12 protein-coding genes are annotated in these 15,237 nt (G+C 40.7%); all 12 read left to right on the top strand.

What is annotated here, in order from left to right; translation table 11 throughout:
- Positions 1 to 9 precede the first annotated feature (9 nt).
- Complete coding sequence (gene proB / locus DWW85_RS03855) at positions 10 to 867, top strand: glutamate 5-kinase (protein WP_117807568.1); 858 nt, start codon at positions 10 to 12, stop codon at positions 865 to 867.
- A 102-nt stretch (positions 868 to 969) separates the two neighbouring features.
- A complete protein-coding gene (locus DWW85_RS03850) occupies positions 970 to 1,191 on the top strand; it encodes a DUF896 domain-containing protein (RefSeq protein WP_117807567.1) in 222 nt (73 codons plus the stop codon).
- Complete coding sequence (locus DWW85_RS03845; RefSeq protein ID WP_181986494.1) at positions 1,191 to 1,766, top strand: 5-formyltetrahydrofolate cyclo-ligase; 576 nt, start codon at positions 1,191 to 1,193, stop codon at positions 1,764 to 1,766. Before DWW85_RS03850 ends, DWW85_RS03845 begins: the two co-directional genes overlap by 1 nt.
- The gene (gene miaB / locus DWW85_RS03840; RefSeq protein WP_173783609.1) at positions 1,759 to 3,210 is read left to right on the top strand and encodes a tRNA (N6-isopentenyl adenosine(37)-C2)-methylthiotransferase MiaB; all 1,452 of its coding nucleotides are present in this window, start codon (positions 1,759 to 1,761) and stop codon (positions 3,208 to 3,210) included. Before DWW85_RS03845 ends, miaB begins: the two co-directional genes overlap by 8 nt.
- A gap of 48 nt (positions 3,211 to 3,258) precedes the next feature.
- Entirely contained in the window at positions 3,259 to 5,856 is a 2,598-nt protein-coding gene (gene mutS, locus DWW85_RS03835; protein ID WP_181986504.1) for a DNA mismatch repair protein MutS, read from the top strand.
- A 9-nt stretch (positions 5,857 to 5,865) separates the two neighbouring features.
- Positions 5,866 to 7,911 carry a DNA mismatch repair endonuclease MutL gene (mutL, locus tag DWW85_RS03830; protein ID WP_117807564.1) on the top strand — a complete coding sequence of 682 codons (2,046 nt, stop codon included), beginning with the start codon at positions 5,866 to 5,868 and terminating at the stop codon, positions 7,909 to 7,911.
- A 31-nt stretch (positions 7,912 to 7,942) separates the two neighbouring features.
- Entirely contained in the window at positions 7,943 to 8,884 is a 942-nt protein-coding gene (gene miaA, locus DWW85_RS03825; RefSeq protein ID WP_117807563.1) for a tRNA (adenosine(37)-N6)-dimethylallyltransferase MiaA, read from the top strand.
- Between the two features lie 20 nt (positions 8,885 to 8,904).
- Complete coding sequence (locus DWW85_RS03820) at positions 8,905 to 10,191, top strand: methionine gamma-lyase family protein (protein WP_021943857.1); 1,287 nt, start codon at positions 8,905 to 8,907, stop codon at positions 10,189 to 10,191.
- Positions 10,192 to 10,252: 61 nt separating this feature from the next.
- A complete protein-coding gene (gene radC / locus DWW85_RS03815) occupies positions 10,253 to 10,960 on the top strand; it encodes a DNA repair protein RadC (RefSeq protein ID WP_117807562.1) in 708 nt (235 codons plus the stop codon).
- Positions 10,947 to 11,804, top strand: a complete 858-nt coding sequence (gene mreC / locus DWW85_RS03810) for a rod shape-determining protein MreC (protein WP_117807561.1) — start codon at positions 10,947 to 10,949, stop codon at positions 11,802 to 11,804. Before radC ends, mreC begins: the two co-directional genes overlap by 14 nt.
- A gap of 44 nt (positions 11,805 to 11,848) precedes the next feature.
- The gene (gene mreD, locus DWW85_RS03805) at positions 11,849 to 12,355 is read left to right on the top strand and encodes a rod shape-determining protein MreD (protein ID WP_117807560.1); all 507 of its coding nucleotides are present in this window, start codon (positions 11,849 to 11,851) and stop codon (positions 12,353 to 12,355) included.
- Positions 12,356 to 12,374: 19 nt separating this feature from the next.
- Positions 12,375 to 15,212: a penicillin-binding transpeptidase domain-containing protein gene (locus tag DWW85_RS03800; protein ID WP_117807559.1), complete on the top strand. Its 2,838-nt coding sequence runs from the start codon at positions 12,375 to 12,377 to the stop codon at positions 15,210 to 15,212.
- Positions 15,213 to 15,237: the final 25 nt, after the last annotated feature.

Below are 15,237 nucleotides of genomic sequence, written 5' to 3'. Positions count from 1 at the left end.
AGATTTAAAATGGAAGATCGTTTATACTTAAAAAATAAAAAAAGAATCGTGATCAAGATCGGTTCATCTTCATTGATCCATGAGGAGACGGGTGGGCTTGATTACATAAAACTTGAAAAACTGGTACGGATCATCAGTGATCTGAAAAATCAGGATAAGGATGTTGTATTGGTATCCTCCGGTGCAATCGGTGTTGGTTCGAAGTCGTTAGGGCTTCAGAAAAAGCCAAAGACAACATCACTCAGACAGGCATGTGCAGCAGTTGGACAGGGACAGCTCATGATGGTATACCAGCGTCTGTTCTATGAATATCACCAGATCGCAGCTCAGGTTCTTCTGACGTTTGATGTAATCACATCTCAGGAAAGAAGACATAACGCTGTAAATACTTTTAATGAATTATTACAAATGGATGTTATTCCTGTAGTTAATGAGAATGATACAGTTGCAATTGAAGAAGTGGATATAAACTTTGGAGATAATGATACCCTTTCCGCTATCGTAGCCAACATGATCAATGCTGATCTTTTATTATTATTGACAGATATTGATGGCTTGTACACGGACGATCCAAAAAATAATCCGGATGCAACATTGATCCCTGTCGTAGAACGCATCGACGATAAGATCAAAGCAATGGCAAAGGGCGCCGGCTCCGGATATGGAACCGGTGGTATGACGACAAAGATTTCTGCGGCGAAGATTGCTGCAAATTCAGGAGCAGATATGCTTATTTTATCAGGAGATGATATAGGAAATCTCGGTCGGGCATTAAATGGCGAATCTGTCGGAACCTTATTTAAAGCATATAAAGAGCCGAATTTTGATGTCGTAAGATACATTACACATAAGGAATATCTGCAGTAGCAATGGATATAGTGTGTACCATCGTATCATATATAAGATGGGTCTGATCAAACAGAAGCAGTATCCGATTCCGAAATAACAGAAATGAACAGGTGAATAAGAATGGACGAAAAAAAGATTGCAAGAATCAATGAATTATATAAGAAATCCAAGACTCCGGCAGGACTTACGTTGGCTGAAAAGGAAGAACAGAAAAATCTCAGACAGGAATACATTTTTGCCATGAAACAGAATCTGAGAAGTGTATTAAATAACATTGATATCAAAGAACCGGATGGTAGTATTACCAGGCTGGAAGATATCGATCCAACAAAAAAAGTATGATGGAACAGACAAAAGCAGAACTAAGAAAACAATATAAACAAAAGCGGCGTGCCTTAACACCGGAGCAGGTGACCGTTGCTTCAGCGCAGATCAGGAAGCAATTTCTGAATTCACATGAATATAAAGATTGCAATCATCTGCTGATCTATGTCAGTCAGGATAATGAAGTGGATACAGTCGAGATTATAAAGCAGGCACTTACAGATGACAAAGTCGTTGCTGTGCCAAAGGTATACGGAGATCATATGCATTTTCATCGGATCCATGGAATGAGCGATCTAAAGGTAGGTGCGTATGGCATCTTAGAGCCTGCCGGCTGTGAGATGCTTCATCCGACGGAAGGAATTCTGATCGTCCCGGGAATTGTATTTGATAAAAACGGACATCGGATCGGATATGGCGGTGGATATTATGACCGTTATATGAAGCTTCATCCGGAACTTACTGCGGTTGCATTTGCCTATGATTATCAGGTGTTGCCGGAGATTTCATGCGAATCATTTGACGAAAGACCGGATCAGCTTCTGACTCCGTCAGAGATATACAGCTTTATGGAGAACAATAAATATGATTAATGAAATAGATAAAAAAATAGATAAAATCGATATAACAGAACCTTGTCCTGCCGAAGAACCATTTCGGCAATATTATTTTATAAAAAAAGCAAGGGGGTATTACCGGGAGCTTGCGAAAAAAGCAGGAAGAAACCTGACCTGTTCGATCCAGACCTATGGATGTCAGATGAATGTAAGAGACTCCGAGAAGTTGACCGGTATTCTGGAAGAAATCGGATATACAAGCAGTGATTCTGAGGATGCAGACCTTGTTATATATAATACCTGCACAGTCCGTGAGAATGCGAATCGAAAAGTCTACGGACATCTTGGAATCATGAAACATGACAAAGAGACACATCCAGATAAGATGATCGGGCTTTGCGGATGTATGATGCAGGAACCGGATGTTGTAGCTACAATTCAAAAGAAATATCGATTTGTAGATATGGTATTTGGTACGCATAATGTATTTAAACTGGCTGAAATCTACTGCAACCGTATCGAAGCCGGCGGACAGGTAGTGGATATCTGGAAGGATACCAATCTTGTTGTGGAAGATCTTCCGGTTAAGAAAGAATTCCCATTTAAGTCCGGTGTCAATATTATGTTCGGATGTAATAATTTCTGTACATATTGTATCGTGCCATATGTTAGAGGCAGAGAACGCAGCAGACAACCGGAGGACATCATAAGAGAGGTTAAGCGGCTTTCAGAGGAGGGTGTAAAAGAGATCATGCTCCTTGGTCAGAATGTGAATTCTTATGGAAAGACGTTAGAAGAACCGATGACATTTGCCGAATTATTGCAGAAGGTGACAGAAGTTGATGGAATTGAACGTGTTCGTTTTATGACCTCCCATCCAAAGGATCTGTCCGATGAATTGATCGATGTGATCGCGGCAAATGAAAAGATCTGCCGTCACATCCATCTTCCGATGCAATCCGGCTCATCCAGGATATTAAATCAGATGAATCGTCGCTATACAAAGGAATCCTATCTGGAATTAGTAGACAAGATCCGCAGACAGATTCCTGAAATATCACTTACAACCGATATTATTGTCGGTTTTCCCGGAGAAACAGAAGAAGATTTCTTAGAGACAATGGATGTAGTGAATCGGGTAAGGTTTGATACAGCATTTACATTTATATACTCCAAGCGTACCGGAACACCGGCAGCAACATTTGAGGATCATGCAACAAAGGAAGAGATCCAGAACCGGTTTGATCGCTTGATCAAGCGAGTATCAGAGATCAGCGGTGAGGAGATCTGCCGTTATAAAGGGCAGGTCATGCCTGTACTGATTGAAAGCGTCAGCGAACAAAATCAGGAACTCTTAACCGGTCGTCTGTCAAATAATATTCTGGTACATTTTAAAGGTGATCCGTCTATGATCGGCGAGATCCGGGATGTTTCGCTGGATGAATGTAAAGGCTTTTATTATATGGGAAATCTTGTATAAACCGAATTTATAGAATAGGGGTAAAAAACAGTGGCAGCTTTAACACCAATGATGCAGCAGTATATGGAAGTGAAGAATCAGTACAAGGACTGTATATTATTTTACAGACTTGGTGATTTCTATGAAATGTTTTTTGATGATGCCCTGACCGCATCCAAGGTTCTTGAGATCACTTTGACCGGAAGGGACTGCGGACAGCCGGAACGTGCACCGATGTGCGGCGTTCCATATCATGCCTGTGATGTCTACCTGAATAAGCTGATCGAGAATGGTTTTAAGGTAGCGATCTGTGAACAGGTTGAAGATCCAAAGCTTGCAAAAGGCATAGTTAAACGTGAGGTTATCCGGGTGGTAACACCGGGTACCAATATGTCAAATGCAATTCTTGATGAAACAAGAAATAATTATCTGATGAGTATTGTTGAAAACGATGGTGCATTCGGAATTTCACTGGTAGATATCACGACCGGTGAGTTTAAGACAGCGAGAGTTCCATCCTTATCAAAGCTTACGGATGAGATCAACAAATATTCTCCTGCCGAGATCATCGGCAATCATTCTTTCATGAATTGTGATCTGGATTTCATTTATCTTAGGGAGAAAATGAAAATTTCCATTTCTGAAGCGCCGGAGCATTATTTCAATCAAATGCTCTGTGAAGATGCAATTATGAGGCAGTTCGGAGTTAATAATATGGACGGACTTGGACTGAAGGATTTCCCTGACTGTATTTTATCCTCCGGAGTTCTGCTTCAGTATCTGCATGAGACACAGAAGAATTCCCTTGCACATATCAATCATATCGTGCTGTATTCCATCGACGATTTCATGATTCTTGATTCCGCAACCAGAAGAAATCTGGAGCTTTGTGAGACACTTCGTGACAAACAGAAACGAGGTTCTTTGTTATGGGTATTGGATAAAACCAAGACAGCAATGGGTGCGAGAATGCTTCGAAGCATGATCGAGCAGCCTTTAATATATAAAAAGGATATCGAAGCAAGACTTGATGCAGTAGATCAGTTAAATAATGATATGATCAATCGTGATGAGATGCGGGAATATCTGAACCCGATCTATGATCTGGAACGACTGATGACAAGGATTTCCCTACGATCCGCAAATCCACGCGATATGATCGCATTTAAGACATCCCTTTCATATCTGCCGTATATCAGACAGCTTTTACAGATCTATCCGGATGGGCTTCTTGCAGATATTTATGAGAAAATGGATGAATTACAGGATATTTATGACCTGTTAGAGCGTTCAATCAACGACGATCCTCCGATACTGATTCGAGAAGGCGGTATTTTCAAGGATGGTTATCTGGAAGAAATCGATACTTTAAAATCGGCAAAGACAGATGGCAAGACATGGCTTGCAGAATTGGAGGAACGGGAAAAGCAGAAGACAGGAATAAAGAATCTTCGCATCAAGTTCAATAAAGTATTTGGCTATTATTTTGAGGTGACTAATTCCTATAAGGATCTGGTACCTGAATATTTTATAAGAAAACAGACACTTGCAAATTCAGAACGATATACAACAGAAGAATTGGACAATCTTGCAGGTTCGATTCTTGGTTCTGAAGATAAATTATATGCACTGGAATATGAAACCTATGTTGCACTCAGAGATAAGATTGCGGGTGAGATCCTGCGTGTGCAGAATACAGCAAGACAGATTGCTTTATTAGACTGTCTCTGTTCGCTGTCATATGTGGCATCTGCCAATCAGTTTGTTCGTCCGAAGATTAACGAAGATGGTGTAATTGATATCAAAGAAGGTCGCCATCCTGTCGTTGAGAAGATGATGAACAACGGGATGTTCATATCAAATGACACCTATCTGAATAATTTTGAGAGCCGAATATCGATCATAACCGGACCGAATATGGCTGGTAAATCCACCTATATGCGTCAGACGGCACTGATCGTTTTAATGGCGCAGATCGGAAGCTTTGTTCCTGCTGCTTCAGCAAATATCGGTATCTGTGACCGTATCTTCACCAGAGTAGGGGCATCCGATGATCTTGCAAGCGGGCAAAGCACTTTCATGGTAGAGATGAGTGAGGTCGCAAATATTCTTCGAAATGCCACGAAGAACAGTCTGCTGATCTTAGATGAGATCGGACGAGGAACCAGTACATATGACGGACTTAGTATTGCATGGGCAGTTGTGGAATATATTAGTAACAGTGAACTGCTTGGAGCAAAAACGTTATTTGCCACCCACTATCATGAACTGACAGAATTAGAGGGTAAGTTATCCTCTGTAAACAACTACTGTATAGCAGTAAAAGAAGACGGTGATGATATCGTATTCTTACGAAAGATCGTAAAAGGCGGAGCGGATCGAAGCTATGGTATTCAGGTAGCCAAGCTTGCCGGAGTACCGGATATCGTGATCAATCGTGCAAATGAGATCTGCAACCAGCTTATCGATACGGATATAACGACGAAATTAAAAGATATCAAGATAACAAATGATTTTCATAAAAGTGCTTCCGATACCCAGATGTCATTTCTGGCAAATCCGGAAGAGAGTGCCATTCTGGAGGAGATCAAGAATGCAGATCTGTCCAACATGACACCGATGAAAGCATTGTTATATCTGAATGAATTACAGGAGCGAATCCGTTAAGGAGAACCTATGATAAAATTACTGGATCAATATACAATTGATAAGATCGCAGCCGGTGAAGTGATCGAACGTCCCGGCTCGGTTATAAAAGAATTAGTGGAGAATTCCATCGATGCGGGTGCAACTGCGATCACCATCGAGATCAAAGAAGGCGGTATGAGCTTTATCCGTATCACAGACAATGGATGTGGTATCTCAAAGGAGGAAGTTCCGGTTGCCTTCCTTCGTCATGCAACCAGTAAGCTTCAGACGGCGGATGATCTGTTAAAGATCGCATCCTTAGGCTTCCGTGGCGAGGCGTTATCTAGTATAGCCGCAGTTGCCCAGGTAGAGCTGATCACCAAGCAGGAAGATGCGCTTACCGGAACCAGATACCAGATCCACGGCGGAAAAGAGATCTCAAATGAGGAAATCGGCGCACCGCTTGGTACAACGATTGTTGTAAGAAATCTGTTTTATAATACACCTGCCAGAAAGAAATTCATGAAGACGCCTGCAACAGAGGGCTCGTATATCTACGATCTTGTCTGTCGTATGGCAATGTCACATCCGGATGTTTCATTTAAGTTTATTATGAATGGAACAGATAAGCTATTTACATCCGGCAACGGCAGACTAAAAGAGATCATCTATCATATATATGGTAGAGATATTACGAATAACCTTCTGGAAATCCATGCAGCAAATGATCAGGTAAAGATCACAGGATATCTTGCAAAACCGAGTATATCCAGAGGTAACCGTTCATTTGAAGATTATTATGTAAACCAAAGGTATATAAAGAGCAATATATTAACAAAGGCAATCGAAGATGCATATCGTACCTTTGTTATGGTTCATAAATTTCCATTTACAGTTATCAATTTTGAGATTGATCCATCTCTGATCGATGTAAATATCCATCCTGCAAAACGGGAATTGAAGTTCATAAATGAACCGGATATGTATGATTTTACTTATATCAGTGTCAGAAAGGCGCTGTTATTTAAAGAACTTATCCCGACTGTTACACCGGGAAAGGATAAGCGACCGGAGACACTGGCAGAACGAAAGGTGGAGAAGCGCCCGGAGCCATTCGAAACAAACCGGAGGGCCACAGAGCTTCCTCCGCAGCCGGCAAAGCCAGCGCAGCAGGAAAAGCCAGGCATGCCAATGCAACCGGCAAATTCAGGTATATCTGCTCAACCAACGCCGACACCATCTGTAACGATGGAAAACAGAAGCAGCTCGCCGGTTGAAATCCAATATTTGAAAGAAGATAATCAGTCTGGTAAAAATATCACATATAATATGGTTGCTGAAAATATTGTTCCGTATTTGACACAACCGGAAAAGACAGCATTAAATTCTGCTGAAACGAGTGTACAGACTAACGAAACATCAGAACAGAAGAAACAGGAACCGATCACATCGGAAGCTAAGATTAAATACGAGCAGATGGATATGTTTGAAGATAAATTCCTGACACCGGAAGCTAAAAAAAAGCACCGGATCATCGGGCAGTTATTTAAGACATACTGGCTGATCGAGTACGAAGATAAGTTCTTTATCATGGATCAGCATGCCGCACATGAAAAGGTAAAATTTGAGGAATTAATGGCAAACTATAAGAATAAGACTGTCATTCCTCAGTATCTGATGCCACCTGCGATCGTATCCTTGAGCGGAACAGAATCAGAGTTCTTACGGGAAAATCTGGAATTTTTCCAGAATCTGGGATTTCAGATCGAAGGTTTCGGCGGAAAAGAATACAAGCTGTCAGCCGTTCCGGCAAATCTGTTCGGATTAGACGGCAGAGAATTATTTCTGGAATTTATCGGAGAGTTATCCGAAAACGGACAGAAGCAGACGATTGATACATTTATCAGTAAACTTTCCACAATGGCGTGTAAAGCTGCGATAAAGGGGAATACTTCCATTAGCTTTAAGGAAGCAGACATCCTGATCGACCAGTTGATGAAGCTTGAAAATCCATATACCTGTCCGCATGGCAGACCAACCCTGATCTCCATGACAGAGACAGAACTGGAAAAGAAATTCAAACGAATTGTTTAGTAATTAAACTTATATAGAAACGGAGCAGCAAATGAAGCCTCTTGTTATATTAACCGGACCGACAGCCGTAGGTAAAACAAATCTGTCGATCGGTCTTGCAAAAAGAATAAACGGTGAGATCATTTCTGCAGATTCCATGCAGGTCTATCGAAAGATGGATATCGGAACTGCCAAGATCATGCCGGAGGAAATGGATGGCATTCCCCATCATCTGATCGATGTATTAGATCCGAAGGAGCCGTTTAATGTTGTATTATTTAAAGAACTTGCAACAAAGGCGATGGATGATATCTATGCCAGAGGACGGATACCTGTCATTGTCGGCGGAACCGGCTTTTATATTCAGGCAGTTTTATACGATATTCATTTCGATGAAAATGACGATGATAAAAGCTACCGTACTTATCTGGAACAGCTTGCGGAAAAACATGGAAATCTCTACCTTCATCAGATGCTTGAAAAAGTGGATCCGGCGTCAGCCACAGCCATTCATTATAACAACCGCAAACGTGTGATCCGGGCATTGGAATTCTATAAAGAGACAGGAATCCCGATCTCCGAACATAACGAGAAAGAATCCAAACGGATTTCTCCATATAATTTTGAATATTTTGTGTTAAATGATGCAAGATCAAAATTATATGATAGAATAGACAGGCGAATTGACATCATGGTAGAACAGGGATTGATCGAAGAGGTAAAGGCATTAAAGGATCAGGGATATACAAAAGATCTGATATCCATGCAGGGGCTTGGATATAAAGAGATCCTCGATTATCTGGATGGTGTAACATCTCTGGATGAAGCCCTCTATATCTTAAAACGTGATACCAGACATTTCGCCAAGCGTCAGATCACATGGTTTAAGAGGGAAAAAGAAGTCACCTGGGTGGATAAGAGTGAATTCACATCAGAAGATACCATTATGGATTTCATGCTTGAACAGTTGCGGTCAAAGGGAATTATTTCATAAAATAAAATGGAGCAGATAAAATGAACACATTATTAAAAGATTATTATACATCCTTACACATTGATGAACGGGTATTTGATTACTGTCAGAAGATTGAAGACAGCTTAAAGGACCGTTTTGCAGCAATCGATGCCATCTGTGAGATCAACCAGATGAAGGTCATCAAAGCCATGCAGGATAATCGTCTGGCGGAAGCGCATTTTGCAGGTTCCTCCGGATATGGTTATACCGATGACGGACGAGATGCACTCGAACGGATCTATGCTGATGTATTCCATACGGAAGATGCGCTGGTCCGTTCTCAGATCACCTGTGGAACACATGCGATCTGTACGGCGTTATTTGGTAACTTAAGACCGGGAGATGAACTGCTTGCAATCTCAGGAAAACCATATGATACGATGGATGAGATCATCGGACTTCGCCCTTCACCGGGTTCTTTGGCAGAATATGGTGTTACATATGCCCAGGTAGATCTGACACCGGAAGGAGAGTTTGATTTTGAAGGAATCCGAAATGCGATCAATGAACACACAAAGCTTGTGGAGATCCAGCGTTCCAAGGGTTATGCCGTACGTCCGACTTTATCCTGTGAGAAGATCGGAGAAGTGATCACATTTGTAAAGAGTATCCGTCCGGACATCATCTGTATGGTAGATAACTGTTATGGTGAATTTGTTCAGGATAAAGAACCAACAGACTATGGTGCAGATCTGATCGCAGGTTCCCTGATCAAGAATCCGGGTGGCGGACTGGCTCCGATCGGTGGTTATATCTGTGGTAAGAAGGAATATGTGGAAAATGCCGCATACCGTCTTACAACTCCGGGACTTGGCAAAGAGGTTGGTGCATCTTTAAATAATACAAAGGCTTTTGCACAGGGCTTATTCATGGCTCCATCGGTTACGGCAAGTGCTTTAAAGGGTGCGATCTTTGCTGCAAATGTATATGAAAATCTTGGTTTTAAGACAGTTCCGAATAAGACAGAGGATCGTTTTGATATCATACAGGCAGTTGAACTTCAGACACCGGAACGTGTGGTTGCTTTCTGTGAAGGGATTCAGGCGGCTGCACCTGTTGACAGCTATGTAAAGCCTGTACCATGGGATATGCCGGGATATGATTCTCCTGTCATCATGGCGGCCGGTGCATTTGTATCCGGTTCTTCAATTGAACTTAGTGCGGATGCCCCTATGAGAGAACCGTATGCTGTATATTTTCAGGGAGGACTTACCTATCAGCATGCAAAATTTGGAATTGTAATGACATTGCAAAAAATGGTAGAAAATAATCTTATAGTGTGGTAGATTTAGTTCGAATGTCACCTTTCTTTCAGGCATTGGAGAGGCGGAGAGAAAAGGAGGACATATGAATTCTAATTTTACAATGCGGGATATGGCTGTTACAGAGCGACCATATGAAAAATGTCAGCAGAGTGGTCCTTCCGCTTTGAATGATGCCGAACTGCTTGCAGTCATACTTCGAAGCGGAAGCCGAAAAGAAAATGCACTGGTTACAGCCCAGCGTATTCTGAACCGTCATTCGGTTCATAAAGGCTTAGTCGGGTTGAAGCATCTGACATTGGAAGAACTGATGTCGATTGATGGGATCGGACATGTAAAAGCGATCCAGATGCAATGTATCGGTGAATTATCAAGACGGATAGCGGAAGCGGAATATAAGCCATTTCTGACATTTGGCAATCCGCAGAGTATAGCAGATTATTTTATGGAACGTACCAAATATCTGGATAAAGAGCGGGTTTACAGCCTGCTGTTTGATTCCAGACATTGTTTGTTGGGAGAAAACTGTATATCAGAGGGAACGATCGATCATGCAGTTATATCTCCAAGAGATATCTTTATAGATGCCTTAAGCTATCACGCAGCATATATTGTTTTGCTGCATAATCATCCATCCGGGAATCCGGAACCAAGCAGACAGGATATCTGCTTGACAAAGAGAGTAGCAGAAGCAGGCAGAATGCTTGGAATCCTGTTATCTGATCATATTATTATAGGGAATAATTGTTTTGTCAGTCTGGCAGAAAGAGGAATGTTGAATGAGACGTCGTAACAGAAAAAGAATAGAAATAACTCCAAAATATTTTTTGCTTGCATTAACGATAGTATGTGTAGTTTTAATGATCGCATCACTGTTTTTTGACAGTATAATGCCATCAGTCCGTAATGCAACAAACACGTTTATTCTTCCAATGCAAAAAGGAGTAAATACAGTAGGAAGCTGGGTAGAATCCAAGGCAGAAGCACTGAAAAATTACGAAGATATCGTGGCGGAAAACGATCAGTTAAAGGAACAACTGGATACCTATAGATCCACACTTGCCCAATATGAACAGAACTCTTATGAGCTGGACCGGCTGCAGAAGCTGTATGAGCTGGATGCACAGTATACTGATTATGATAAGACAGGAGCAAGAGTTATATCTAAGGATACCGGAAACTGGTTTGATGTCTTTTATATTGACAAAGGAACCGATGATGGACTGTCTATTGGTTGTAATGTATTATATGGAAATGGTCTGTGCGGAATTATCACAGAGATTGGAGCGGATTATGCAAAGGTCCGTTCGATCATCGATGATACAACAAATGTAAATGCAACAATCCTGCCGGCTCAGGCAATCTGTAATGTATCCGGAAGCCTAACGAATTATGCAGACGGCTACCTGCTTGCGGAAAATATAGATAAAGATGCAGATATATCAGAAGGAGATCAGGTTGTGACCTCACATGTTTCGAGCAAATATCTTTCTGGAATCAATATAGGCTATATTGCAAAGATAGAAAATGATTCCAACAATCTGACCAAGACAGCGTATATTACGCCGGCTGCTGATTTTTCTAATATTGAAGAGGTTCTGGTGATCCGCCAGACAAAGAAAAATGTTACAGATTAAAAACAATTGACAGAATTAAATGGTAGAAGAAGGTTGAAACAGAATTGAAACGAGTATTTACATTAGGAATTTTGATCATTATATGTTTTGTATTACAGACTGCATTATTTCCCTATATAGAAATTGCCGGAACAGCACCGGATCTGATGCTGATACTGACAGTTTCTTTTGGTCTTATGCGCGGTAGAAAAGAAGGAATGCTGGTTGGTTTTTTCTGCGGTTTTCTGTATGATCTGTATTTTGGATATGCGATTGGACCGTTTATGATACTTTATATGATTCTTGGATATTGCAATGGATTTTTCCACCGTTTATATCTGGTGGAAGATGTTCTTTTACCAATGCTGATCATTCTGATCGACGATCTGTTTTTTAATTTTGCAACATATATTATCTTTTTCTTGTTGCGGAACAGGCTGGAATTTTCAACCTATCTGAAGGATATCATTCTTCCGGAAATGATCTATACAGCATTGATCACACTCTTTATATTCAAGTTTTTTGTATTTGTGAACAAGACACTGAAGCGTCTGGAAAAAGCAAACGAATAAGAACTGGAAGGAAAATACAATGATAAAAGAATTTTTGGATCTGATAAAAGAAAATATTGTAGAACATGTAAAACACCGGTTGTTTGTTGTGACATTGATCGTTCTGGTTCTCTTTGGTGTACTGGTTTACCGTCTGTTTGATCTACAGATCGTAAACGGAGAAAAGTATCAGGAAAGCTTTACCTATAAATCAGTGAAAACAGTCTCGGTGAAAGCAACCCGTGGAAATATATACGATTGTAACGGAAAACTGATTGCTTATAATGAAGCTTCCTATACATTGTCATATAACAGTGCTACCGATCTGTCAGAGATTGCTGCTGCACAGGGAACAACATCCAACGAACTGCGAAATGATATAGTATATAAAACAATCCTGATTCTGGAGCAGAATGGAGATAAAATATCAGTCAGTCTGCCGATCAAGCTGACAGGAAAAGGATTTGAGTTTACAGTATCAGGAACATCATTAAATACTTTTCTTATGAATGTATACAGTGCCAGCTCTGTCGATAAACTGACAGATCAGCAGGCATCCTCAACAGCAGAAGATGTATTCCGTTATATGAGAGGAAAGGATCTCTTCAATATTTCAGATACTTATTCGGATGAAGCAGCATTAAAGATTCTTGCCGTCCGGTATGAGATCTGGCTGAACCGTTACCAGCAATACATGTCTGTCCAGCTTGCGGATGGTATCAGCGAGGAAAGCTATGCAACGATCAAAGAAAATTCAAATGAACTACCAGGCATGGAAGTAAACGTAGAATCCCACCGTGTCTATAATGATGCTATTTATTACGCACATATTATCGGATATATCGGAAATATCTCAAATGAAGAGATGGACAAATATAACGAGAATCTGGATGATTCCGAAAAATATACGGCTGATGACATGATCGGAAAGGCCGGGTTGGAAAGTGAATTTGAATCTTATCTGCGTGGTAAAGACGGATATCAGAAAATGTATGTAGATAATCTGGGGAAGGTGATCGAGGTTATTGATTCGCAGGATTCTGTAGCAGGAAATGACATTTATCTGACGATTGACTCGGATCTTCAAAAATACTGTTATAATGCTCTGGAAAAGGAAATTACTTCCATCCTGCTTGCACATATTAAAAATGTAACAACATCAAATGACAAAGATGATATCCCGATCACTGACGTTTATTTTGCATTATTTGATAATAACATTATCAGCATTGACGATCTGGCAGCAAAGGATGCCACAGATCTTGAGCGTTCAGTAAATGATACATTTCAGAGTTCCAAAAGCTATACACTTGGAAGACTGGATGATATCCTGAATTCAAGTCATATACCATTATATAATCTGACAGACCAGTATCAGGATTATATGGAATTTATCTGCGAACAATTAAGTGATGCAGGCATTTACAGTCCAAGCAAGATATCAAAAACAGATGATACCTATGTATCTTATATCAATAATAATATTTCGCTGTGTGAGTATCTGAAATATGCGATCAGCCAGGGCGCAATCGACATTTCCGGTATTTCAACGAAAAGTGATTATTATGATACAGATGAAATCTACAATGTGCTGACGGAATATATTTTAAAAGAATTTGAAAATAATACCAGTTTCGACAAACTTGTTTTCAAATATATGATAATATCAGGAGAACTTACAGGAAGTCAGGTTATTAACCTGTTATATGACCAGGGTATCTTAAATATGGCAACAGATGAGGACTATTCCGATTATAAGGCAGGATCCATCAGCAGCTTTGACTTTATGTGTAAAAAAATAGAACAATATGAGATAACTCCTGCCATGCTGGCACTGGATCCATGTTCCGGCTCGATTGTTGTGACTGATCCAAATTCCGGAGCTGTAAAAGCAATGACAAGTTATCCAAGTTATGATAATAATCAGCTCACAAATTCCATTGATGCAGATTATTATGCAAAGATTACGTCGGACAAGACAACACCAATGTACAGTAGAGCAACGATGCAGCAGACAGCTCCCGGATCCACCTTCAAGATGATAACTGCATTTGCAGCAATGAATGAAGGCGCAATCGGTATCAATGACGTGATCCAGACCAAAGGATATTTTGATAAAACAGAAACACCTGCGAAATGCTGGATTTATCCATCAGCACATGGAACGATCGGTATATCCAAGGCAATCGAAGAATCCTGTAACTATTTCTTCTATGAACTGGGTTACCGTATGGCAACACAAGATACCGGAACCTATAGCGATATCACTGGTGTAGAACGGCTTCAGAAATATGCAGGTATGTTTGGATTTGACAGCACCTCCGGCATTGAACTGCCGGAAAGTAAACCGCAGATATCAGATGCGGATGCGATCCGTACTGCGATTGGACAAGGTACAAATAACTTTACAGCAACACAGCTTGCCCGATATGTTACAACACTAGCAAACAGTGGTACATGCTATGACCTGAGTCTTGTTTCAGAGATCAAGGATATTAACGGTAACGTTGTATATAAAAATGAGCACAAGGTTCACAACCAGCTCGATTTTCCTGCCGAGCAATGGAATGTTGTCAGACAGGGCATGCGTCAGGTTGTTTCCGTCCATACGAGCAGCAGTGCTTTGATTAATCAGATCAATGTTGCAGTAGCCGGCAAAACAGGTACGGCCCAGCAGAGTGATGCCAGACCGAACCATGCGTTATTTGTATCATTTGCACCATATAAAAATCCTGAAGTTACGGTTACAAGTGTAATCCCGTTTGGATATTCTTCCGGTAATGCAGTCGAATTGACCGGACTTGTATATGCCTATTTATACGATCCGGATGTACTTGAAAATACAACGATCACCGGTAACAACGCACTTTCAGATTAAAAGATAAGATACGTCGGATAAATTC

It is taken from the genome of Clostridium sp. AF17-21AC, from assembly GCF_003461365.1.
GTDB classification, from domain to species: Bacteria; Bacillota; Clostridia; order Lachnospirales; family Lachnospiraceae; genus Coprococcus; species Coprococcus ammoniilyticus.
The sequence above is the reverse complement of the archived record's forward strand: the minus strand, read 5'-3'. Positions and strand labels throughout refer to the sequence as shown.